General features: G+C 37.3%; 19 protein-coding genes and 2 pseudogenes. 9 read left to right on the top strand and 12 right to left on the bottom strand.

From position 1 onward, the window contains the following. Positions 1 to 267: 267 nt before the first annotated feature. The 4 genes from ACG59Z_RS17185 to ACG59Z_RS17170 all read right to left on the bottom strand — a co-directional run bounded on the left by ACG59Z_RS17185 (position 268) and on the right by ACG59Z_RS17170 (position 3,875). Complete coding sequence (locus ACG59Z_RS17185) at positions 268 to 1,428, bottom strand: glutathionylspermidine synthase family protein (protein WP_400200553.1); 1,161 nt, start codon at positions 1,426 to 1,428, stop codon at positions 268 to 270. A gap of 21 nt (positions 1,429 to 1,449) precedes the next feature. Beyond that, positions 1,450 to 1,815, bottom strand: coding sequence for a hypothetical protein (locus ACG59Z_RS17180; RefSeq protein ID WP_311070323.1), 366 nt, complete (start codon positions 1,813 to 1,815; stop codon positions 1,450 to 1,452). 188 nt (positions 1,816 to 2,003) lie between these two features. Continuing rightward, positions 2,004 to 2,960 carry a TerC family protein gene (locus ACG59Z_RS17175; protein WP_400200552.1) on the bottom strand — a complete coding sequence of 319 codons (957 nt, stop codon included), beginning with the start codon at positions 2,958 to 2,960 and terminating at the stop codon, positions 2,004 to 2,006. A 318-nt stretch (positions 2,961 to 3,278) separates the two neighbouring features. Continuing rightward, positions 3,279 to 3,875, bottom strand: a complete 597-nt coding sequence (locus tag ACG59Z_RS17170) for an undecaprenyl-diphosphatase (protein WP_005120727.1) — start codon at positions 3,873 to 3,875, stop codon at positions 3,279 to 3,281. A gap of 137 nt (positions 3,876 to 4,012) precedes the next feature. On the opposite strand from ACG59Z_RS17170, the gene ACG59Z_RS17165 reads away from it, so the two are divergent. Beyond that, a complete protein-coding gene (locus tag ACG59Z_RS17165) occupies positions 4,013 to 5,263 on the top strand; it encodes a low temperature requirement protein A (protein WP_400200551.1) in 1,251 nt (416 codons plus the stop codon). A 69-nt stretch (positions 5,264 to 5,332) separates the two neighbouring features. On the opposite strand, the gene mpl is transcribed toward ACG59Z_RS17165, so the two are convergent. Further along, positions 5,333 to 6,706, bottom strand: coding sequence for a UDP-N-acetylmuramate:L-alanyl-gamma-D-glutamyl-meso-diaminopimelate ligase (mpl, locus tag ACG59Z_RS17160; protein WP_348902176.1), 1,374 nt, complete (start codon positions 6,704 to 6,706; stop codon positions 5,333 to 5,335). Between the two features lie 241 nt (positions 6,707 to 6,947). Here mpl and ACG59Z_RS17155 point away from each other — a divergent pair, with 241 nt between their 5' ends. The 4 genes from ACG59Z_RS17155 to ACG59Z_RS17140 all read left to right on the top strand — a co-directional run bounded on the left by ACG59Z_RS17155 (position 6,948) and on the right by ACG59Z_RS17140 (position 11,123). Beyond that, on the top strand, positions 6,948 to 7,310 hold the full coding sequence (locus tag ACG59Z_RS17155; protein WP_004711246.1) for a DMT family protein: 363 nt from the start codon (positions 6,948 to 6,950) through the stop codon (positions 7,308 to 7,310). Between the two features lie 183 nt (positions 7,311 to 7,493). Beyond that, complete coding sequence (purE, locus tag ACG59Z_RS17150; RefSeq protein ID WP_400200550.1) at positions 7,494 to 8,006, top strand: 5-(carboxyamino)imidazole ribonucleotide mutase; 513 nt, start codon at positions 7,494 to 7,496, stop codon at positions 8,004 to 8,006. Between the two features lie 9 nt (positions 8,007 to 8,015). Beyond that, positions 8,016 to 9,137: a 5-(carboxyamino)imidazole ribonucleotide synthase gene (locus ACG59Z_RS17145; protein ID WP_400200549.1), complete on the top strand. Its 1,122-nt coding sequence runs from the start codon at positions 8,016 to 8,018 to the stop codon at positions 9,135 to 9,137. Between the two features lie 687 nt (positions 9,138 to 9,824). After that, a complete protein-coding gene (locus ACG59Z_RS17140) occupies positions 9,825 to 11,123 on the top strand; it encodes a lytic murein transglycosylase (protein ID WP_396463758.1) in 1,299 nt (432 codons plus the stop codon). Between the two features lie 65 nt (positions 11,124 to 11,188). Here the strand turns inward: ACG59Z_RS17140 and ACG59Z_RS17135 are convergent, their stop codons facing one another. From ACG59Z_RS17135 to ACG59Z_RS17110, 6 genes and pseudogenes are all read right to left on the bottom strand, one after another. After that, positions 11,189 to 11,563 carry a hypothetical protein gene (locus ACG59Z_RS17135; RefSeq protein ID WP_077164428.1) on the bottom strand — a complete coding sequence of 125 codons (375 nt, stop codon included), beginning with the start codon at positions 11,561 to 11,563 and terminating at the stop codon, positions 11,189 to 11,191. Between the two features lie 100 nt (positions 11,564 to 11,663). Continuing rightward, positions 11,664 to 12,675: pseudogene (locus tag ACG59Z_RS17130) on the bottom strand (M57 family metalloprotease). 81 nt (positions 12,676 to 12,756) lie between these two features. Then, positions 12,757 to 13,674, bottom strand: coding sequence for a matrixin family metalloprotease (locus ACG59Z_RS17125; RefSeq protein WP_400200548.1), 918 nt, complete (start codon positions 13,672 to 13,674; stop codon positions 12,757 to 12,759). A 330-nt stretch (positions 13,675 to 14,004) separates the two neighbouring features. Beyond that, complete coding sequence (gene dnaK, locus ACG59Z_RS17120; protein WP_289736561.1) at positions 14,005 to 15,945, bottom strand: molecular chaperone DnaK; 1,941 nt, start codon at positions 15,943 to 15,945, stop codon at positions 14,005 to 14,007. 152 nt (positions 15,946 to 16,097) lie between these two features. Beyond that, positions 16,098 to 16,652, bottom strand: coding sequence for a nucleotide exchange factor GrpE (gene grpE, locus ACG59Z_RS17115; RefSeq protein ID WP_086223625.1), 555 nt, complete (start codon positions 16,650 to 16,652; stop codon positions 16,098 to 16,100). A gap of 128 nt (positions 16,653 to 16,780) precedes the next feature. Continuing rightward, positions 16,781 to 17,709, bottom strand: a pseudogene (locus tag ACG59Z_RS17110) (LysR family transcriptional regulator). Positions 17,710 to 17,816: 107 nt separating this feature from the next. Between ACG59Z_RS17110 and ACG59Z_RS17105 the strand changes: the two are divergent. Both ACG59Z_RS17105 and ACG59Z_RS17100 read left to right on the top strand, forming a co-directional pair. Then, positions 17,817 to 18,683 (top strand): MBL fold metallo-hydrolase, encoded by an 867-nt coding sequence (locus ACG59Z_RS17105; RefSeq protein WP_400200547.1) that lies wholly within the window; start codon positions 17,817 to 17,819, stop codon positions 18,681 to 18,683. A 392-nt stretch (positions 18,684 to 19,075) separates the two neighbouring features. Further along, positions 19,076 to 19,306, top strand: a complete 231-nt coding sequence (locus ACG59Z_RS17100; protein ID WP_002051903.1) for a hypothetical protein — start codon at positions 19,076 to 19,078, stop codon at positions 19,304 to 19,306. A 168-nt stretch (positions 19,307 to 19,474) separates the two neighbouring features. Here ACG59Z_RS17100 and ACG59Z_RS17095 read toward each other — a convergent pair whose 3' ends face one another. Next, the gene (locus ACG59Z_RS17095; protein ID WP_086223627.1) at positions 19,475 to 19,801 is read right to left on the bottom strand and encodes a hypothetical protein; all 327 of its coding nucleotides are present in this window, start codon (positions 19,799 to 19,801) and stop codon (positions 19,475 to 19,477) included. Positions 19,802 to 20,011: 210 nt separating this feature from the next. Here ACG59Z_RS17095 and ACG59Z_RS17090 point away from each other — a divergent pair, with 210 nt between their 5' ends. After that, positions 20,012 to 21,082, top strand: a complete 1,071-nt coding sequence (locus ACG59Z_RS17090; RefSeq protein ID WP_396522197.1) for an alpha/beta hydrolase — start codon at positions 20,012 to 20,014, stop codon at positions 21,080 to 21,082. A 145-nt stretch (positions 21,083 to 21,227) separates the two neighbouring features. Further along, a complete protein-coding gene (locus ACG59Z_RS17085) occupies positions 21,228 to 21,785 on the top strand; it encodes a peptidylprolyl isomerase (RefSeq protein ID WP_400200546.1) in 558 nt (185 codons plus the stop codon). Positions 21,786 to 22,128 lie beyond the last annotated feature (343 nt).

The raw sequence follows: 22,128 nt of genomic DNA, 5'->3' as shown, positions 1-22,128 counted from the left end.
GGGCTCTCGCGAGCCCTTAAAATCTAGGCTTTTTTCTTTTTAGGAGATGCAAAGAGCTTGCCAATATTAATTTTTAATAAAGAGAATAATGAAAAATTTATTAAAATACATATATTTATATTGTTGTATTTTTGAATTTTCGTTCTAATTTAACTTTAAAAATGAAAGCTCATTATTCGCTGTTTACTTAAAATGCACTAAATGATCGCAAGTAATACTGAATAAAAAAGCACTTTAAAAGTGCTTTTTTATATATCGATGCGCTTATTACTCGACAAAATAATGTGCTGCAAAGTGAGCATCATTACCAATAATGTCGTAGCAATCTTCACGAATAGACATGCCTGCACATTGATGTCCAACCATCCATAAACCGAGTGTAGGCAGTTGTCCTGAAAATAATGGGGTATCTACCCATTTCTGTACGACATAACCATATTTGTCATAGTCATCAAAATAAAAGCTACCAGAAGCTGCACCTTGGTCATGGCCGTCTTGTAAAACTCGAATATTGGCCCCTTCCCTTGCCAAAATCGGCTTTTTCACCCATTTACCAGACAAAGCTTGTTGCGGGTCATAGGTATGGGTTTCAACCAATAATGGATGGTTTGGGTAACGCTTCCAAAGCTCAACCAAAATCGCTTTATTTGAAAGTAACATTTTCCAGCAGGGTTCAATCCACTGTGTTTGTGGGTGGATATATTGAGAAAATGCTTCTTCCCAGATCCATTCCCATGGGTAGAGCTTAAATATGTTTTGAATGGGGTGATTATGAAGATCGACAAAATCTTGCCCGTTCCAGCCTATGTTCTCCATAGAAAGCTCGGAAACTTGTAGATGAGCTTGATAAGCGGTATCCATTAAATACTCTAAATTGCCCCAGTCTTCCCTTCCAGCCTCCTGACAGGCAGCAAAATGCACATGGCTACCACGCGGTAAAATTGTCTTCCAGCGTTTAATTAGGTTTTCATGAATACTATTGAATTGATCTCGGTTTGCAATGCCCGAGACTTGTTCTATCCACAGCCACTGTGCAACAGAGGCTTCGAGTAAGCCAGTCGGTGTGTCAGCGTTATATTCTAGCATTTTGATATTTCGCCCATCGTAAGCGAAATCAAAGCGACCATAGAGCATGGGAGCATTTTGTTTCCACGAATGTTCAATATGGTTTATGGCGACTTCAGGAATTTGAAAATAAGCAGGATAATCGCCCCGTTGAATAAGGTCTCCTACTACCGATAAACACATCTGATGTAGCTCATTTGCTGCATCTTCAAGTTGTTCAATCTGCTTAAGCGTAAATTCATAAGCAACCCCTTCAGACCAGTAAATTGAGCCATCGAGAGAAGGTAAATTAAAATAATCAAAACCAATATTTTGATGCTCCACTTGCCAGTCTGGACGTGGAGTAAATATTTTTCTTTTCATATTAAGTGAATGCCTGAGAATTTAGCCGCCGAAAGAGAAGCCGCTACGACCAAAACCCCCACGAATTGGGGATGAAGAAGATGCGCTTTTTGCCGTACTTGAAATAATGGGGTGACCTACACTCAAATTGCTGTAGGGATGCAAGGTATTTCCGTGAAAAGAAACTTCCCGATTATTTCGATAATACGCAGGACCTAAATAGCGGCTACCGACATAACTAGAACCATGTCCACTTGAGCTATTTTCTTGTTTACATGTTTCGTTATTCCAGTCGCGAGCACAGTCATATTGGTTGTTATATATATCTTGTACTAAAGGGCCATCATTATGGCTACATGCCGTGAGTAATAAAGGGACCACGACAAGATTAATTTTTTTAGAACGCATGAGACTCCACACATTTTAATAAGTATGTTCGGCATAAAAAACCGAATCACTGTTATCTATTATGTTTCTGATTAGGAAAGATAAATTTTAGGTTGGCATATGATATTAATCTGCTTTTTTAAAGTACAGCCTATTTTAAATATTTAAATGACAAGGCATCTCACATGTAGATGCCTTGTTGTGATGAGTTAAGACTGCAATTGCTTTTTGTTGTGTCGTAAAGAGAGATAAGCAGTAATTGCTAACACGATTACGATAAAGCTTAACGAGATCCAGATTGGCATGTGGAATACATCAAGCAACAACATTTTCGCGCCAATGAACAATAAGATGATGCCTAAGCCATACGGTAAGTAATGCAATTTAGAAGCAGCGCCAGCAAGTAAAAAGAACATTGCGCGTAAACCTAAAATTGCCATTAAATTCGCCGTTAAAACAATAAACGGATCGCTAGTAACAGCGAAAATAGCAGGAATAGAATCTACCGCGAAAATTACATCTGAAGCTTCAACCAAAATCAACACTAGAAATAACGGCGTTGCCCACAATAAACCATTTTGACGTACAAAGAATTTGTCACCATCAAGCTGTGGGGTAATACGCATGTGCTTACGTAGCCATTTTAAAATTTTGATGTCTTCGATATTGGTTTCTTCTTCTTGGCCCTTTAAGAACTTAAAGCCTGTATATACCAAGAACGCACCGAAAATATAAAGCACCCAAGAGAACTCTTGTACGAACCATGCACCAATAAAAATAAAAAGGGTACGCAGTACAATCGCGCCTAATACACCGTAGAGCAAAATTTTACGTTGTAGCGCAGCTGGAATAGCAAACGCCGCAAAAATCATTAACCAGACGAAAACGTTGTCAATTGCGAGGGATTTTTCGAGTAAGTAACCCGCAAAGTATTCCATGGTTTTTTGGTTTGCTAAGGTCACCCCAACCGTTTGTTGGAGATAAAGCCATAAACCACCACCAAATAGGGCTGCGACGCTTACCCATGCCACACTCCAGTAAGCAGCTTGCTTAATTGAGACATCTTGACCTTGTTTTTGTTTAAAGCCTAAAAAGTCAATTAGGAGCATGATAATGACTATGCCAAAGAATGCTACGTACAGCCATAAATTGCCGATTGTTTCCATAAATCCTCCATACATCCGGCAACTGGGCATAAAAAAACCTCGACCAGTTGCCAGATGAATTAAACATCTGTATCAACATGATCAAGGTCTTGCCTACATCATGAATTTCACGATGCTCAGATACCGACTTTTTAATAAAAGTGTATTGACGATATCTGACACATAACATTGCTGTTATGTTTGGAGGAGGCTACTCCCCTTGTCAAACTAAATTCTGTATTGGATAAAACCTATCCAATTTCACATAGAATGGCAGATTTTTTTGTATTACGCAACTGAACTTAAGAGGGTGCTTTTAATCCCAAAAAGATCTACGCATTATTTAATCAAACCGCGGTCTAAAAGTGGTTTGCATATAATTTGGTAAAGGTGAATAAAGAATGCTGTCAAACTTGTACCGTAAGCATTCCAGAAGTAATAACCTGCCGTATTGACCAGTAGAGCGACAATAAAAGCCCCCAACATGTCTAAAGGGAAATGTACACCTAAATAAATACGTGACCACGCTACTACAAATGACAAAAATAAAAGAATAATTCCAATTATTTTGCGCTGAGCAAACAAATAAGACAGCGCGATGGTGCTGAAAATCAGCATATGATTACTTGGAAAAGACGCTGTTGGTGCATGTTCAATAAACGTTGTACCCACACCCATTACAAATGGTCTTGGATGGTGATAAAACAGAGAAATAACATAACCCACTAAAAGTGATATACAGGTTAAAAAGACAGATTTAATGACCCTATTTTTTAAATCTTGATCGCCATAAAACCATAAAAATGTAAGGATGAATAACAGGATATAGAGGAGATCATTAGCAAAAAAGATAGCAAGACGAATGATAAATTGACTCGCATCCTGAGCACCATTTATGACATGGAATAAGCTAAGGTTGAGTGTTTCTAAAGACATTCATATTCCAAACAAGAACAAAAAAACGTGGGCTATGATAAAGAATTAAGCCTATTGTCTTGATAAAGAATTGTCACAAAAATGAAATATAGTTTGCTAATGAGTAAAGATTAATCAGCAGACCTAAATAATTTTTAATGCGTGATCTGGTGGTTAATATTAAAGTGTTAACGTGTTGGCACTTTATTCGAGAACGTTATTTTATGACTACTCAAGAAAAACAGAAAAAATTAAGTTTGAGGCCCCTATCTCCAAGAGATCCAAAACAGCCGCATAGAGCAGCGACTCCCCTCGAATTATTGTTCGATTTAATTTTTGTGGTCGCGATTGCAACAGCAGGTCAGCAGTTACACCACGCAATTATTGAAAATCATCTCTGGCATGCTCTGCCAAGCTACCTGATGGTATTTTTTGCGCTGTGGTGGGCATGGATGAATTTTTCATGGTTCGCCTCAGCTTACGATAATGATGATGCATTGTATCGATGCCTTACTTTTGTTCAGATTGTAGGTTCATTGGTGATGGCCGCAGGTATTCCTGATGTGTTTCGTAGTCAGGATTTTGACATCATTATTGTGGGCTATGTGATTATGCGCTTGGCTTTAGTTACTCAGTGGCTCAGAGCAGCAAAACATGATCCTGAACGGCGAGTTACGGCTTACCGCTATGCGATAGGTATAGTCTTGGTACAAATTGGCTGGCTTGTAGCTAACTTTGCTCATGTCCTTTCTATACCTCTATTTTTATGTCTAGTTGTGTTCGAGTTATTTGTTCCCATCTATGCAGAAAAACATTCGCCTACGCCGTGGCATCCTCACCATATTGTAGAGCGCTATGCTCTCCTCACCATTATTGTTTTGGGCGAATCAATTGTAGGTAGTTTTAATGCCATACGTGATGCGCTTGCGGCTCAATCTATCAATATTCCGGCTGTTTTTTTAATGATTGGCGGATTAATGTTGATGTTTGCAATGTGGTGGGCTTACTTTGATCGCAGTGAACAACATCATCATTTTAAAGGTGTGCGTCCATTTGTATGGGGTTATGGCCATTATTTTGTTTTTGTGAGTATTGCTGCCGTAGGTGCTGCGCTTGCCGCCGCCGTGGATGTTACTACCCATCATGCACATATCTCTGATTTATATATGGGTGTGATTGTTGCTGTGAGTGTGGTGCTTTATACCACTTGTATATGGATGTTATACGAGTTTGAGTGTTTAGCTGGAATTTCTAAATGGTTTTATCCTATTACCGCGCTTATTATTTTATGTATTCCGTTCATTTGTAATAACGTGGGATATAGCGTGTTTGCAATGGGTATCGTCTATACCTTACGTTTATTTATTTCCAATAAATTTATGGAAAATATTGAACCAAAGCAGGTTTAAAAAACTATTAAACTAAAAAACGGGTTTCAAACTGAAACCCGTTTTTTATTGAATCATCTAGAGAGAAAGTTAAGCAGCTTTTGCTTTTAATGCACTCAAAAGTTTTTGATGTAAGCCACCAAAGCCACCGTTAGACATAATCACCACAGCATCACCCTCACCTGCTTCATTGACAATACGGTCAATAATTTCATCAAGTGAACGGCTGACTTGAGCACGGTTTGATGCAGCTTCAATTACAGGTTGTAAATCCCAGTCTAAACCTTCTGGCTGGTACCAGATAACCTCATCTGCTAAGCGTGCTGAATGCGCTAAGCCATCTTTATGACTGCCCATACGCATGGTATTTGAGCGCGGTTCAATAATGGCCCATAAACGGCGTTCACCTAAGCGTTTACGTGCGCCATCTAAAGTCGTATCAATTGCTGTTGGATGGTGAGCGAAGTCATCATAAACCTCAATACCATTGACTGTACCGAGTAACTCCATACGGCGTTTTACACCGCCAAAGTTAGATAAAGCTTCACAAGCTGTTGCAAGTGCAACGCCCACATGTTGAGCCGCTGCAATGGTTGCTAAAGCATTCGCTACGCTATGTTGCCCTGTCATGCTCCATTTCACTTCACCAACGGCATTGCCATTTTCGAGGACTTTAAAATGGCTGCCATCAATTGAGATTAATTCGGCAGATAAAGCAGCTTTTTCATTTGCTTCTAAACTTGTACGAATCACTGGCGTCCAGCAACCCATTTCAAGTACTTCATCAATATGCGTTTCAGTAATTGGCGCAATAATACGGCCTTCACTTGGAATAGTACGCACAAGATGATGGAACTGTTTTTGAATTGCTGCTAAGTCATCAAAAATATCGGCATGGTCAAATTCAAGGTTATTTAAAATCGCCGTTTTTGGATGATAGTGAACAAACTTAGAACGCTTATCAAAGAAAGCTGAGTCATATTCGTCGGCTTCAACGCAGAAGTATTTTCCACCGCCTAAACGAGCACTTTCACTAAAACCAAGTGGGACACCACCAATTAAAAAGCCCGGATTTAAACCAGCTTGATCAAGTACCCAAGCCAACATGGTCGTAGTAGTTGTTTTTCCATGAGTACCTGCCACACCAAGCACATGTTTGCCTTGTAAAACGTGATCAGCAAGGAACTGTGGACCAGAAATATATGGCAGGCCTTCATTGAGCATGTATTCCACGGCATCAATACCACGTTTCATGGCGTTGCCGACAATAACCAAATCTGGATGAGGCTGTAAATGGCTACGGTCATAGCCTTGCATGAGTTCAATACCTGCGTTTTCTAACTGGGTAGACATTGGCGGGTAAACGTTTGAATCGGAACCTGTTACCTTATGTCCTAAATCACGAGCTAAAAGTGCTAAAGAGCCCATAAAAGTGCCACAAATACCCAAGATATGCAGATGCATTGCTCGCCTTCTCCACTGCTTTTGTACACAGTATAAATATGATTTACTGTGGTTTCATTATTGATAAATTTGCCAGCAACGATAGCAAGGCTCAACTGGAAAAGATAGTCAAAATTCGTTGTTGTTCTATGTGTTTGAGATGCCTATAAACGGACAGCTTTATTTTTTAGATTTAAGCTGAATTACAGTTTTATCTTTTATAATATTTTTGATCCATATTAATACTTATATCATCGTAATGATGAAGGATGTGCCTTTGAGCCCAACGGTTTTAGCTTTTGTGCTATTAATTATTTCGAACTGTTTTATGACACTTGCATGGTATGGGCATCTTAAGTTTTTGCACCATGCTCCATTCTGGCAAGCGATTTTATTCGGTTGGATTATCGCCCTACTGGAATATAGTTTTATGATTCCAGCAACTCGAATCTTGAGTGATCAAAACTGGACCTTGGGTGAAATGAAAATTACCCAAGAAGTAGTCACTCTCATTGTATTTGTGCCATTCATGGTGTTGCTATTTAAGCAGCCGTTTAAATTAGACTATGTTTGGGCTATGTTATGCTTGTTTGGTTGTGTCTATTTTGTATTTAGAAGCCAGTAAAATTATATGAAATTGGGTTTTCAGACAGATCGTTGTTAAATCCATCGGAATCATGCTTTTTCTACATAAACTTGGGCTTTGGGGTGAGTGAAAAAACAGCTATAATATTGGCCTCATCTTTTTCTCTCATGCTTGGCTTGGTACAAGTCGAGTTTTTACCATTTTTACGCTTTGGAAATGCCAATGAACGCGGTCGCAACAGATACCCAACCTTTAGTCGGAATTATCATGGGTTCCCAGTCCGATTGGGCAACGCTTGAACATACTGCCAATATGCTTAAACAACTTGGTGTCCCATTTGAAGCGGAAGTGGTATCTGCTCACCGTACTCCGGACCGTTTGTTTGAATATGCTGAAACTGCGCGTGATCGTGGTATTCAAGTGATTATTGCAGGCGCTGGTGGAGCTGCGCATTTACCAGGTATGTGTGCGGCAAAAACTGATTTACCTGTATTGGGTGTACCAGTTAAATCATCAATTTTAAATGGCATAGATTCATTACTTTCAATTGTACAAATGCCAGCAGGTATCGCTGTAGGTACTTTGGCAATTGGTCCGGCTGGTGCGACCAATGCTGCGATTATGGCTGCTCAAATCTTAGGTTTAACTCGTCCTGAAATCGCAAAAAATGTTGCAGATTTCCGTGCTGCACAAACTGATAAAGTTGCAAGCAACAATATTCCGGGACAGGTTTAAGAGGCTGAAATGGATAAAACTATCGGTATTTTTGGTGGTGGGCAATTGGGCCGTATGATGGCGCAAGCAGCTTTACCATTAAATATTCAATGTACTTTTTTTGAAGCAAATACAGATTGTCCAGCAGGTGTTTTAGGTCAAGTTTTTTCTAGCCAAGATGAACAAGGTTTAAAGCAGTTTATTGAAAGCGCTGATGTTTTCAGCCTTGAGTTTGAAAATACGCCTGTTGCGGACGTAGATGTTTTAACACAAACCAAAACATTGCACCCTCCCCGTGTTGCTTTAGCGACTGCGCAAAATCGTTTGTCAGAAAAAGCATTGTTTGATGAACTTGAGATTCCTGTTGCGCCGTATCGTGCTGTAGATAGCATGGAAAGCTTGAAAAAAGCTGTTGCTGAGCTTGGTTTGCCGATTGTACTCAAGACGGCAACTGGCGGATATGATGGCAAAGGTCAGTTTGTACTTCGTTCAGAAGACCAAATTGATACAGCTTGGGCTGAACTTGGTCCTGCAAAAAGTTTAGTTGCTGAAAGTTTTGTGAAATTTTCTCGCGAAGTTTCGATTATTGCAGTACGCGGTCAAAATGGTGAAGTAAAAACTTGGCCATTAGCTGAAAATCACCATCACAACGGTATTTTGTCGCACTCAATCGTACCTGCACCGAACAGTGAAGCTCTACAACCTGTAGCTCAAGACTACATTACTCGTTTGTTAAATCATCTCAACTATGTTGGTGTCCTGACTCTCGAGCTATTTGTGACAGAACAAGGCTTATGTGCAAATGAGATGGCACCACGTGTGCATAACTCTGGCCACTGGTCAATTGAAGGCGCCGTATGTTCACAGTTTGAAAACCATATTCGAGCTGTTGCAGGACTACCATTGGGTTCAACAGACGTTGTTCGACCAACGGTTATGATCAATATTATTGGTCAGCATCCTAAAACTGAAGATGTTTTGGCACTAAATGGCGCTCATCTGCACCTTTATAACAAATCAGAACGTGCTGGCCGTAAGTTGGGCCACATTACATTAATGCCTGTGGATAGTAATGAATTGACGAATTTATGCCGTCAATTAGCGAAAATTTTGCCAGAACCACTCGCATTGACAGCTGATATGACCATTTAATTAAGTTAAAATTTCTAAAAAGCGATCTTCGGATCGCTTTTTTTGTCTTTTAAATTTAAAAAATTTAAGAAACCTAATGTTGTTCTGCTGTGGATAACTTTTATTAAGCTTTTTGAATTTAAATAAAGGTTCTGATTTTGAATTTAAAAAATCAAATAAGTCGTTTTGGTGATTTTGAATTTAAAATAAGTTATCCCCAATGCTTAAAGTTTGAATTTAAATCTGGTGCTCCAGCTTGTGTTTGTTTTGAATTTAAAAAGAGGTATGTTGTCTGGGTGGTGTTTTGAATTCAAAACTACATCTAACTTTTAAATTTAAAACATGTATTCATGAGTAGCTAAGGCCTTATAGTTCGTAAGGATGATGAAAAGTATAAAGAATATAGTGTGTAAGGTAGTTTAGGTGTGGGTTTTATAAGTTATCCACAGGTGGATTGGGTTTAGGTTTTTAAATTTAAAGTGATATTTTGAATTTAAACTACAGGAGAGATTTTTGAATTTAAAAACCAATTAATCTTGTGTAAGAAGTTTTAAATTCAAAACTAGATGTAAAATTTGAATTTAAAACTTTGGAAATGAATTTAAAGAAGTAATTATGAATTCAAATTTACGATTTCTCTCTGAAAATTTTGAGTCCATAATGGTATGGTACAGACAAATTTAAATTTAAAAATTGAACTAGGATAATATGCGACGTTTTTCTTGTATTGTTGGGTCTATATTTTTGGCAATGACTCAGGCTCAAGCAGAGCTGGTAATAAATGGTTCTACTTCTACAATATCTAGTAATGCGACTGTTCCAGTAACGAATAGCAATACTTATACGCCTAATAATAATTTCCAGAGTTGTTTAGCAAATTTACGTTCACAGGCAATTGCTGCTGGAGTTTCAGGTAGCACTTATGACCGCTATACGCAAAATTTAACGCCAGACTACTCAGTAATTGATAAGTTAAATTATCAGCCAGAATTTTCTACACCGATTTGGGACTATTTATCTGGTCTTGTAGATGAAGAGCGTGTTGAGCTGGGGAAACAAAAATTAGCGCAATATCGAGATGTTTTAAATCGTGCATCTCAAGCTTATGGCGTACCAGCTGAAACAATTGTAGCAGTATGGGGTGTTGAAAGTAATTTTGGAGATATTTCTGGAAAATATCCTTTATTGCAAGCACTTGGAACATTAAGTTGTGAAGGGCGCCGACAAAGTTATTTCCGTACAGAATTTTTTGCCACTATGCGTATTTTACAACGTGGCGATTTAACCGAAGATCAACTTAAAGGCTCATGGGCTGGTGCATTTGGACATACACAGTTTATGCCATCAACTTATGAACGCTTAGCTGTTGATTTTGATGGTGATGGTCGCCGAGATTTAGTGTCGAGTACGGCAGATGCATTGGCATCGACGGCTAATTTCTTAAATAAAGCGGGTTGGCAAACGGGAATGCCTTGGGGTTTTGAAGTCAAAATTCCGTCAGGTATGTCAATTGATGGAGAAGGACGCCGCTCTAAAAAATCATTGAGTAGCTGGAGTGCACGTGGAGTAACCCGAATTGATGGTACACCTTTAATTCAAGGTGCTTTGTCGGATAGTACGTCTGCCGGTTTAATGGCACCAGCAGGAGCAAATGGCCCAGTGTTTTTAGTATTTAAAAATTTTGATGCCATTTATAGCTATAACGCAGCCGAAAGTTATGGACTTGCGATTGCACATTTATCTGATCGCTTAAAAGGTGGCAAGCCATTCGTTGCTTCTTGGCCAACAGATGACCCAGGTACTTCACGTGCAGAGCGTCGAGAGATTCAGCAATTTCTGATTAATCGTGGCTATGATATTGGTGCTGTAGATGGCTTAATTGGTGATAAAACACGTATTGCTATCCGTCAAGAGCAGACTCGTTTAGGTTTAAATCCAACTGGACGGGCAGGGCAGCAAATTTTAAGAGCATTCCGTCAGGAACAAGCCCGAAAAATGATGCAATAAGGCATGCATTAAATAAAAAAGGTCTGCATATGCAGACCTTTTTTATTTAGCAGTTAAACTATGGATTAATCTAGCTTTACAGCTTCCAAAATGTCCAAAATAACTGAAGTGACATCTTGGCTTAAATCACGATCATTAAAGATTTCATAAGCAGTAATAGTGACATCGGTGTCACTTGGTAACTGCTTCTGTTCTTCTTCGATTAGATGTTCGATGGGTAGTAATGTCTGCTTAACTTCAAGATGTAAAATATCTTTATATTCAATATTTTCATCTTCAAGTTCAATTTCTTGCTCATTAAAATAAGGCAGTAAAATAGAATGAAGGTACGGTTTAAGTTCAATAATATCAAATAGTTCGATATCTCGAGTTTGTTCAATCGTACTAATGTGGTCATTTACTTCAATCAGGATATGATAATAACTCATCTTGATCTCCATTCTATTTTAGACGGCTCTTACAACCACAATAACATGACTTTGACATGAATTTCGATGTATCTATTTATAAAATAGATACATCATTATGTCTCATATCTAATTATTGAGGTAAAGCGTTTAATAGATCACGATCAGCGTCAGTTAAAATATCACTTTTTTTATCGCTGTCTTTGCGAACTGAGTACATTAACGCGCCTGGTTGATCAGAGTGTTTTAAGCCAAGTGCATGACCTAATTCATGAGCAATCGTTAAACGTAAATCATCAATAGAGCTATACTCATAGATTGTGATTTGTTTACCGTTATAAAGACCTTTCTTAAATACATCAGCTTGTGCATTTTGCTTAAACTGATTTAATGATTGATTGAACTGGTCATTAATCTGGTTAAAGTGATTAACCTTTTTGTTTAAGTCCGCAGCTTGCTGATTGTAAGCAGCAATATCTTTCTTTAAAGAAACAGTTTGTTTCTGTAAATCTTTTTGAGTTTTCGCAAGAGATTTTGCTGTGTATTCAGGTGCTAATTTACCTTCATTAAATTGCATCATTTGTTGATCAAAATTCTTCAACTTCTCATTTAAGATCTGTTTCTTGTTTTCAAGATCAGATTGAGTTTGACTTAAATTTTGCTTCAACTGCTTAATTTGCTGTTGTTCATCAACTACGCGTTGTTGATCTTGTTTAAATTGAGCAGAGATTTTTTGACGCTGTTCTGAACGATTTTTGCTGTCATCGTATACAAGACGAATTTCTAACTTTGCATTTGGATCATAAGTAAAGTAATTTTTACCCGTACCTTCTTTCCAAATATCAGCAGCTTGCTGAGTAATCTGAATTAATTGATCTTCACTTAAACCAAAACGAGGATCGACTTCAGCAATTTTATATGTCAAATGTTGAGCATTTTTTTGCTGAACTTGAGTGTTTACAGGAGTTGCAAGGTGAGCATTGGCCTGAAAATTAGAAAAAGCAAAAGCCAAGCCTAATAACAAAGATGTTAAGCGCATAGTCGTCAGGGGGAGATTTTTAAAAAAAACGTATTATAAGAAGATAAAATGAAAAATCAATCAAAAAATATACAATTTTGATAAATAAATGAGACTTTAGTCTCATTATTTTTTACCGTTTGCCAAATTATTTGTTAGTAAAATTTGAACAGTTTTAATTTTATTTAGTTTATTTAATCAGTTAGTTTTAATGATTTTCGTTATTAGAACTATAAAATGAACTCAGTAAGTCTAAATCTGCATGCGTTAATTTGATGTTATGAATATCTTGCTCTTTTAAACGAGGATACATTAAAGATTTAGGGTCAGTAGTGTGTTTTAGTCCCAGTGCATGTCCAAATTCATGGGCAAGTGTTAGACGCAAATCATCAAATGAATTAAAACCATAAATTTGAATCTGATTTTGACTGAATAAACCTTTGTGAAAAGTCTCTGGACTAGCCGTTGTACTTAAATTAAATTGTTTAATAGATTGACTAAGCAGACTTTGCTGTTGATTTATTTGCTTAATTTGTGCATTAAGATTTTCTATTTTATTGTTATGTTGAGAAAATTTTGTTTTTAACTTTAATGATAATTCGGTTAGCTCAGCTTGACGTTTAATTAAATCAGCTTGTTTAAATTTACTATTATCTCCTTGGTTAAAAAGAGTTACATCCTTTTGATATTGTTCAAATCTATTATTTAGTTCCTCTTTTGCTTCATGCAAAAGAGCAGTTTCCTGATCTATTTGTTGTTTAGATAATAGAACAGCTTTATTTTTCTCTCGCAATTCTTCCTGCTGTTGTAATAACTTATTTATATTAATTTTTCTTTCATTTTGAACAGCTTGATAATCATCAAACACTAAATTAATTGTAAGTTCTGCTTGTGGGTCATAAATAAAATAAGTTTTTCCTGTCTCTTTCTGCCAAATCCCAGCAGCTTCTTGACCAATTTGAATAAATTGTTCCTTAGTAATATGAAAACGTGGATCTATATAATCAATCTTGTATTTTAGAGGTTGATTAAAAGAAATAGTTGATAAACGGCTTTGAGCAAAAGCAACTGTGTATAAGCTCATACTTAAGTAAAAGCTCATTCCCCACCATAGAAATTTTTTCATGGCAAAAATAAAAATATAAATAAATTCTTATTGTTAGTAAGTAATTCGGATCCGTCAAAGTGATAATGGAGACCAGAGTTGGTGGTTGTTTTGTGATCTTGCTAAAGAAAGGGAAGGGATAAATCTATTTATTTGGCACTAATGGAAAATTTAATGAATTTAATAACAGTGATTTTAATTTTTTAAAATAATTATAAATAATAAAAAGTTAATTTTAATAATTGACTATTTTGACTGCAAAATAACCAAATTGATATAAAAACAATAATTGTTTCTTTTTGTAACTCATAAAAAACCGCGCTTTCGCGCGGTCTTTTCTAAAGAGACAAATTATTTTTTGTCATCTTTTACTTCTGTGAATTCAGCATCTACAACGCCATCATCAGCTTTTTGTTGACCCGCATCGCCACCTTGGAATGCATTAGGATCAAAACCTTCAGCACCACCAGCTTGTTGTGCTTGTTCATAAGCACGTTGAGTGATTGGCATCAAAATGTTTTGTAAAGCTTCAGTTTTCGCTTTGATCGCTTCAACATCATTTTCTTTAGTTGCTGCTTCAAGTTCAGAAACTGCTGTGCTAACCGCTGTTTTTTCATCTTCAGTCACTTTGTCACCAAGATCTTTAACAGCTTTGTTCGAACTTGAAATTAATGCATCAGCTTCGTTACGAGCTTTTGCAAGTTCTTCAAATTTACGGTCTTCTTCAGCATTCGCTTCAGCATCTTTAATCATCGCTTCGATTTCAGCATCAGATAAACCTGAGTTTGCTTTAATCTGAATCGATTGCTCTTTACCAGTGCTCTTATCTTTCGCAGATACTTTCAAGATACCGTCAGCGTTGATGTCAAACGATACTTCAATTTGTGGCACACCACGTGGAGCAGGTGGGATATCACCTAATTGGAAGTTACCCAACAATTTGTTTTGTTGAGCCATCTTACGTTCACCTTGGTAAACTGAAATATCTACAGCTGGTTGGTTATCAGCAGCAGTAGAGAACACTTGTGATTTCTTCGCAGGAATCGTAGTGTTTTTCTCAATGATTGGTGTTAATACACCGCCCATTGTTTCAATACCTAAAGTTAATGGTGTTACGTCAAGAAGTAATACGTCATTCTTGTCACCAGACAATACAGCACCTTGAATTGCTGCACCGATTGCAACTGCTTCGTCAGGGTTCACGTCTTTACGTGGCTCTTTACCGAAGAATTCTTGTACTTTTTGTTGTACAAGTGGCATACGAGACTGACCACCAACCAAAATTACGTCAGAGATGTCAGAAGTCGAAAGACCAGCATCTTTAAGTGCAATACGGCAAGGTTCAATTGTACGAGCAACTAAGTCAGCAACTAAACCTTCAAGTTTTGCACGAGTTACGTTGATCACTAAGTGTTTAGGACCAGTCGCATCAGCAGTGATGTATGGAAGGTTGATTTCAGTTGCATTTGATGAAGAAAGCTCGATTTTTGCTTTTTCAGCAGCTTCTTTCAAACGTTGTAACGCAAGTGGATCATTTTTCAAGTTCACACTTTGTTCTTTCTTGAATTCTTCAACTAAGTATTCAATTAACGCGTTATCAAAGTCTTCACCACCAAGGAAAGTATCACCGTTAGTTGATAACACTTCGATTTGTTGGTCGCCATCAAGGTCTGCGATTTCAATGATAGATACGTCAAAAGTACCACCACCTAAGTCGTAAACTGCAACTTTACGGTCGCCTTCTTTTTTGTCCATACCGAACGCAAGAGCCGCAGCCGTTGGTTCGTTAATGATACGTTTAACATCTAAACCAGCGATTTTACCCGCATCTTTAGTTGCTTGACGTTGAGCATCGTTAAAGTAAGCAGGAACGGTAATTACCGCTTCAGTTACTGTTTCACCTAAATAATCTTCTGCAGTTTTTTTCATCTTTTTCAAGATTTCAGCAGAGATTTGTTGAGGCGCTAATTTTTTATCGTTTACTTCAACCCAAGCATCACCGTTGTCTGCTTTGATGATTTTATACGGTACAAGACCAATGTCTTTTTGTACTGCTTGATCTTCGTAACGACGACCAATTAAACGCTTGATCGCGAATAATGTATTTTTAGGGTTTGTTACTGCTTGACGCTTAGCGCTTTGACCAACCAAGATCTCGCCATCTTTATAAGCAATGATCGATGGAGTTGTACGTGCGCCTTCAGCGTTTTCGATTACTTTTACTTTATCGCCTTCAAGTACAGCAACACATGAGTTGGTAGTACCTAAGTCAATACCAATAATTTTCGCCATTTGGTGTGTTCCTCTAAAATTCTGTTGCAATGTTTTTGCTTGTTATTCGATATGAGAGTCAATCGGTTTTTTTCAAGCATTTTTATGAAAAAAAATCAAAAAACTCTCAAATTTTGTGCTTTTAGCGAAGCGATGCTTCGCTTTTGCTCATTTTATTGACCAACCATAACCATAGCAGGGCGCAACAAGCGACCATTTAAGGTATAGCCTTTTTGTAAAACGGTGCCGATTTCATTGGCTTTAGCATTTGGATCAATACCAACAGCTTGGTGTAAATCTGCGTTGAAACCATTTTGAGTATCAGCTTCTACAACGCCAAATTTCTCAAGAGTCGTTAACAATGACTTCAAAGTTAACTTAACACCTTCAAGTACAGGTGTTTCTTCGCCACCAGCAGCTTGAATTGCACGTTCTAAATTGTCGACAGAATCCAACAATTCTTTGGCAAATTTTTCAAGCACAGTTTCTTTATGCTTCTCAGACTCACGTTGAATACGCTCTACACTTTTTTGTGCTTCGTAAACTGCATTTGCAGTACGAGCTTTTTCAAGTTTAAGATTTTCTTCTAGTTTAGTGATTTGCGCTTGTAAAGATTCAACGGTAACGTCGTTTGCTTGCTCTACACCTTCAGCCTGAGTTTGCTCGTTAGATTGCTCAGCTTGCTCATTTTGAATGTCTTGAGCTTGCTCGTTTTGCTCATTAGCCATTGATGATCTCCGTTTAAATGGGTTTTTAAACATGTACAGTCCTTTTTGGCATCAGTATTTACTGTGTAAAACCTGAACTGCCATGCATATGCTGTAATTCATTAATAGGGATGAAGTATGGGCATTGCCTAAAAATTCAAGCGTACACGGCAATTTAAAGCTTTTAATTTTGCGGTTTTAAGTAAAAATCCAGATTTTCGATCATAAAAGCTATAAATTCTTGAGTGATTCGGGGTAAATGTTGTCTAGAAGCATACACAACCGACAAACTTAACTCAGGAGCCGTAAAATTTTTAAATAAAGCCGTCAGGCGTTTTTCTTTTAAATCTTTTTCAACTAATAATGACGGTAACATCGCAACTCCCTGGGCATGTAAGCACATATCGTAAAGCGCATTCACATCATTACTCTTAAAAGTAACATTTAAAGGATAATTCTGAGGTTGTTGTTCATTATCAAAAAGTGTCCAGAATTGATGCTGGCTATGGTGAGCAATACATTCATGCTGAATAAGTTGACGAGGGTGGAGCAGGGGGCTGTGCTGTTTTAAATAATCCGGATGAGCACAGAAAACAGACTCGATCTGACAAACTGGCCGAGCAATTAAACCATCAGCTACCTTTTGAGTAATACGTAGCGCCAAGTCCACTTGTGCATCTATAAGATCAATTGTGCTTTCAGTTAGGTAAACATCAAACTGAATGTGAGGATGCTGTCGCTTAAATTGACGAATACATTCTGCTACCCCAAGTTCAAATAAAAATAAACCGCATGTAAAACGGATTGTACCGTTATGTTGCTCAGGCGCTGCGAGCTCTTGTAAAAGTTGTTGTTGCTGTAAAATATTTTCACAGTAGAGCAGAGCTTTCTCACCTGCGGGAGTAAGAGATATTTTTCGGGTATTTCTCTGAAAAAGTCGAGTTGAGAACGTATGTTCAAGGTGCTCAAGATAACGCGAAACCATGGCACGAGAATAATTAAGATGCTCTGCGGCTTTGGTTAAATTGCCATGTTGTGCAATAGAAACAAAGACCTGAATCGCTTTTAAAGTATCCATATGTCTAGCTATTATTACAATATATGCAACAGTTTATCTTAAATTAGTGCATTTATCTTACATAAATTGCAATTTAAAGTGTTCTTCATGAAACAGGAGAATACCTAATGAAATTATTTAAATTAACCGCTTCTGCGCTTGCTACTGCAACAGCATTAACTATGGCTCAGTCAGCTTTTGCTCAAGACCTAAAAATCCAGAGTTTTCTGGCTAAACCAGAACACTTCGGTGTGACTTCAACCTTAATAGAAGGGGATAAGGAAGTTTTACTAGTTAATGCACAATTTTCAAAATCTGAAGCATTGCGCATTGCCGCAAATATTCTCGATAGCGGTAAAACATTAAAAACAATTTTTGTAAGCTATGGTGACCCTGACTATTACTTCGGTTTAGATGTGTTTAAACAGTATTTCCCGAATGTACAGATTATTGCCACTCCGGAAACAGTAAAACATATCCAAGATACTCAAGCGCTTAAAGTTAAATATTGGGGACCAAAAATGGGTGCAAATGCACCTAGCCAAATTATTGTGCCTCAAGCTTATACAGCTAAGACTTTAAAACTTGAAAATGAATCAATCGAGATTAAAGGTAAAAAAGAACTTACCTATTTATGGGTACCGTCTGCAAAAGCAGTAGTAGGGGGGATTCCTGTATCTTCAGGCATTCATTTATGGATGGCCGATACCCCTAAAACTAAAGATCGTGCCGAAGTTATTCAATCTTTAGAAAGTATCAAAGCTCTTCAGCCTAAAATTGTTGTACCTGCTCATATGGTTCAAGGAGCACCGCAAGGTCTTGATGCGGTTAATTTCTCAATTAATTATTTAAATAGTTATGAAAAAGCAGCTAAGGTAACTAAAAACTCTGCTGAGTTGAGCAAACTTATGCAAAAGCAATATCCAACTCTTCAAAGCGTGGATAGTTTAGAGTTAGGGGCTAAAGTTGTAAAAGGTGAAATGCAGTGGCCATAATCTAACGTTTAAGCCATATTCACTTTCAAAAAAAGCCGCGATCATTCGCGGCTTTTTTGTGAAGAAACCACTTTTAAGGGTAAAAAAGCTCTGTAACAGTCTACGTACCTTATATAGCGTTTCTATAAATGAAAAATTTTTAAATATAAAGGCTCAGCAAAATAAAAAGAAAAAATTGATAAAATTAAACAAACGTTTATCTATGGTTTAATTTATAAATTAGGTTGGTCAGATTAAAAAATTGAATTTAATAAAAAATTGCAGAATTTGTACTTCTACTACTACAAAAGACAACCAATGATACGCACGTCAGAAAAAAAAATTGTGAATTATAGGCAGCGCGAAGATGAACTTTGCATTTAAACGTTTGTCGTAATGAAAGGAAAGCAATCATGAAAAAATTAGGTCTTATCTCTGTAGTACTTGCTGGTGTTGCTCTTACAGCTGTTGGTTGTGCATCTGAAGCGGGTTTAAACGCATCAGGTTCTGCTCAAACAAGTGCTAGCCCATCTGGTGTACACGCTGGTGCTGGTATTGACGCAGGTGTTTCTGGTCAAGCTCAACCAGGTCAAGTAGATGCTGGTGCTTCTGGTTCAGTTTCAGGTTCTGCAACTGCTCAGTAATTCACTGCTAAAATAAGAGATATGAGTTTATAGAGCATATATGTTCAAGATGCCGATACATATATGAAATGAGCTGCTACTCATTTTCTATAAATGAAATAGAATTTATATTTCTCAAAAAAGCCCCAGAAGACTTATCTCTTTGGGGCTTTTTATATAATAGTGAATTTAATCATCATGACGATAATCTCGGCGATCATGATCTCGATCTTCTACCCGTTTTTTATCCCAATCACGGTGCCTTTTTTCCCATTCACGACGATCTTTTTCTTGTTCACGAATATCTTTACGTTGTTGTTCATATACTCGTTGACGCTCTTCCCAACGTTTCCGTTCCCAATCATTATATCGACGTTGATCGTCACGATCATAGCGACGATCATGATCATGGTAACCATATCCGCCACCACGATAATAAGGGTCATCTGGATAAGCAACACAGCCTACAGTTAAAAGACTGGTTGCTAACATAGTAACAACTAGTTTTGCTGACATAGCAGTACCTCTTTTTGTCTGTTAACAATAATTGGCAAAAAAGTCCTGTTTTAATCGACAGATTTGTTAATGACATTTGCTATAAATCAGATTAGCGTAGATTGGTTTTTACCTTTGTATCTTGATTGCATGAGTTGTATGCGAATATAGTCAAACAACAAAGAATTCTGTAGAAAATATGAAGGATAAGAGGGATTCAAGGAGACAGGCATGACAGCATTTAATCAAAAAATTCAAACATTGCTAGATAAGGGGCAAGGCCCCGCTGCTCGAGCACTCGATAGGTTGCCTCGAATAGCCCAAGAGTCTCTCGCTAAAATTTTAGGATATTCTTATCAATATCCAGATCTCGATTCATTTACTAAATGCATGATGGCTGTGCAAATTAAACAGGGGAGAGTGGGCTTTATTGGTTCTGACCCAATTGAATCAAGAAGAATGTTTGATTCACAAATGCATGCCATACGCCAAAAACCAACCTATATTGAGTCGGTAGAGGATATTCGTCTACCACTCCAAAGCGGCACAATCTTTGCCAGACATTATCATCCTGCTCCTAACAAGAAACTGCCATTAATTGTGTTTTATCACGGAGGTGGTTTTGTCGTAGGTGGTTTAGATACTCATGATGAGGTTTGTCGTTTATTAGCTAAATACGCCAGAGTGCAGGTTCTCAGTATCGACTATCCTCTTGCTCCAGAAGTTTCACCACAACATTTAATTCAGTCGTGTGAAGATGCATTAGCATGGGTTTATCAAAATCGCAGACAATTAAAAATATTAAAAAATAGAATTGCGGTTGCAGGGGACAGTGCAGGTGGAAATATTAGTACTGTTGTTGCGCAAAGATCAGTAAATAAAGCTTATGCTCCGCAAGCACAATTACTTATCTATCCAACAGTGGATTTCAAAAGCAGACATCCTTCTTTTTATGCTTATAACGAAGGGTTGGTGTTAACAAATACCGATATTGATTACGTCACACAATATTATGCAACTCAGCATAATGTAGAACTTGACGATCCAATTATTTCACCTACCTATGGCAACCTAAAGAAAAATCCACCGGCTTTTGTGATTACAGCTGGACATGATGTCTTACATGACGAAGCAAAAATATATAGTCATAAATTAAGACAAAATGGCGTAAAAATGTATTACGAAGAATTTCCGGAACAGACTCATGGTTTTATTAACCTGACACCAATTTCTAGAAAAGCAAAACGCCATACTATCGAAATTAGTAAAAATTTCAGAAAATTCTGGGATAAAAATAGTTAAGCAAACTCAATAATCCATGTTTCACGTGGAACATGGATTAAATAGAAAATAGAATTAAAATTCTTAATAAATACTCACTAGAATTCTTCGCTGTAGACGATTAGATTTAATGATTATCTTTTTATAAAGTTTATTGTAGGAAAATATGAAAAAGCTATTGATGTTGTTTTGTCTAGGTCTAAGTAGTCACTCAGTATGGGCTAATAGCTTAGTTGAGATGCAAACAAATTTGGGCAACATCGAAATAGAATTGTATGACGATAAAGCACCGATTAGTGTGAATAACTTTAAAAGCTATATAAAGTCTGGTTTTTATAAAGAAACAATCTTTCATCGTGTGATTCCTGGTTTCATGGCACAAGGTGGTGGTATGACTGCAAATATGCAGGAAAAGACAACACGAGCACCTATTAAGAACGAAGCAGGAAATGGTATTGCAAATACACGCGGTACTTTAGCTATGGCTCGTACATCAGATCCAGATTCAGCTACTAGTCAGTTTTTTATAAATGTTGCAGATAATAAATTTCTTAACCGTTCACCAGGAAATCCAGGATACGCCGTTTTTGGTAAAGTGGTAAAAGGAATGGATGTAGTTGACCGTATTGTTCAGGTTCCTACATCAAACTATGGCATGCATCAAAACGTGCCAAAACAGCCTATAAAGATTGTAGATATAAAGATTAAAACAGCGATAAAATAAATTAATCATATAAATCAATCATTTGATAATTTTAAAAGCTTTATTTGGGTGAAAAAGAACCGGTCGAACACGGATATTTATAAAAGTGCTTGCGTACCGGTTTTTTTCCCCTATAATGCACTCATCCCGACGCGATACACGAGAATATCTTAGCTTACAGGGTTAAGATAAAAGCTTAGTATTGTGTCGAATCTGTCTCTGACGAAGAGCAGAAAAATCATTAAGAGAATTGAAGAACAACTTGTGTGGATTTTTACTGATTGATTAATCGAAATAATTTTCATTGATTGATTGGTTTAAATTACTCGAAGTTTATTTGAGCGAAATTTAAGTCAGTAATTGA

Source organism: Acinetobacter sp. ABJ_C1_1 (genome assembly GCF_044684115.1).
GTDB classification, from domain to species: domain Bacteria; phylum Pseudomonadota; class Gammaproteobacteria; order Pseudomonadales; family Moraxellaceae; genus Acinetobacter; species Acinetobacter nosocomialis_A.
This window is presented reverse-complemented; position numbering and strand designations above follow the sequence as displayed.

Excerpts from the sequence above, each read along its gene's own strand:
- ACG59Z_RS17185 (WP_400200553.1), bottom strand. The coding sequence starts at position 1,428 with ATGAAAAGAAAAATATTTACTCCACGTCCAGACTGGCAAGTGGAGCAT.
- ACG59Z_RS17180 (WP_311070323.1), bottom strand. The coding sequence starts at position 1,815 with ATGCGTTCTAAAAAAATTAATCTTGTCGTGGTCCCTTTATTACTCACG.
- ACG59Z_RS17175 (WP_400200552.1), bottom strand. The coding sequence starts at position 2,960 with ATGGAAACAATCGGCAATTTATGGCTGTACGTAGCATTCTTTGGCATA.
- ACG59Z_RS17170 (WP_005120727.1), bottom strand. The coding sequence starts at position 3,875 with ATGTCTTTAGAAACACTCAACCTTAGCTTATTCCATGTCATAAATGGT.
- ACG59Z_RS17165 (WP_400200551.1), top strand. The coding sequence starts at position 4,013 with ATGCGTGATCTGGTGGTTAATATTAAAGTGTTAACGTGTTGGCACTTT.
- mpl (WP_348902176.1), bottom strand. The coding sequence starts at position 6,706 with ATGCATCTGCATATCTTGGGTATTTGTGGCACTTTTATGGGCTCTTTA.
- ACG59Z_RS17155 (WP_004711246.1), top strand. The coding sequence starts at position 6,948 with ATGAAGGATGTGCCTTTGAGCCCAACGGTTTTAGCTTTTGTGCTATTA.
- purE (WP_400200550.1), top strand. The coding sequence starts at position 7,494 with ATGAACGCGGTCGCAACAGATACCCAACCTTTAGTCGGAATTATCATG.
- ACG59Z_RS17145 (WP_400200549.1), top strand. The coding sequence starts at position 8,016 with ATGGATAAAACTATCGGTATTTTTGGTGGTGGGCAATTGGGCCGTATG.
- ACG59Z_RS17140 (WP_396463758.1), top strand. The coding sequence starts at position 9,825 with ATGCGACGTTTTTCTTGTATTGTTGGGTCTATATTTTTGGCAATGACT.
- ACG59Z_RS17135 (WP_077164428.1), bottom strand. The coding sequence starts at position 11,563 with ATGGAGATCAAGATGAGTTATTATCATATCCTGATTGAAGTAAATGAC.
- ACG59Z_RS17125 (WP_400200548.1), bottom strand. The coding sequence starts at position 13,674 with ATGAAAAAATTTCTATGGTGGGGAATGAGCTTTTACTTAAGTATGAGC.
- dnaK (WP_289736561.1), bottom strand. The coding sequence starts at position 15,945 with ATGGCGAAAATTATTGGTATTGACTTAGGTACTACCAACTCATGTGTT.
- grpE (WP_086223625.1), bottom strand. The coding sequence starts at position 16,652 with ATGGCTAATGAGCAAAACGAGCAAGCTCAAGACATTCAAAATGAGCAA.
- ACG59Z_RS17105 (WP_400200547.1), top strand. The coding sequence starts at position 17,817 with ATGAAATTATTTAAATTAACCGCTTCTGCGCTTGCTACTGCAACAGCA.
- ACG59Z_RS17100 (WP_002051903.1), top strand. The coding sequence starts at position 19,076 with ATGAAAAAATTAGGTCTTATCTCTGTAGTACTTGCTGGTGTTGCTCTT.
- ACG59Z_RS17095 (WP_086223627.1), bottom strand. The coding sequence starts at position 19,801 with ATGTCAGCAAAACTAGTTGTTACTATGTTAGCAACCAGTCTTTTAACT.
- ACG59Z_RS17090 (WP_396522197.1), top strand. The coding sequence starts at position 20,012 with ATGACAGCATTTAATCAAAAAATTCAAACATTGCTAGATAAGGGGCAA.
- ACG59Z_RS17085 (WP_400200546.1), top strand. The coding sequence starts at position 21,228 with ATGAAAAAGCTATTGATGTTGTTTTGTCTAGGTCTAAGTAGTCACTCA.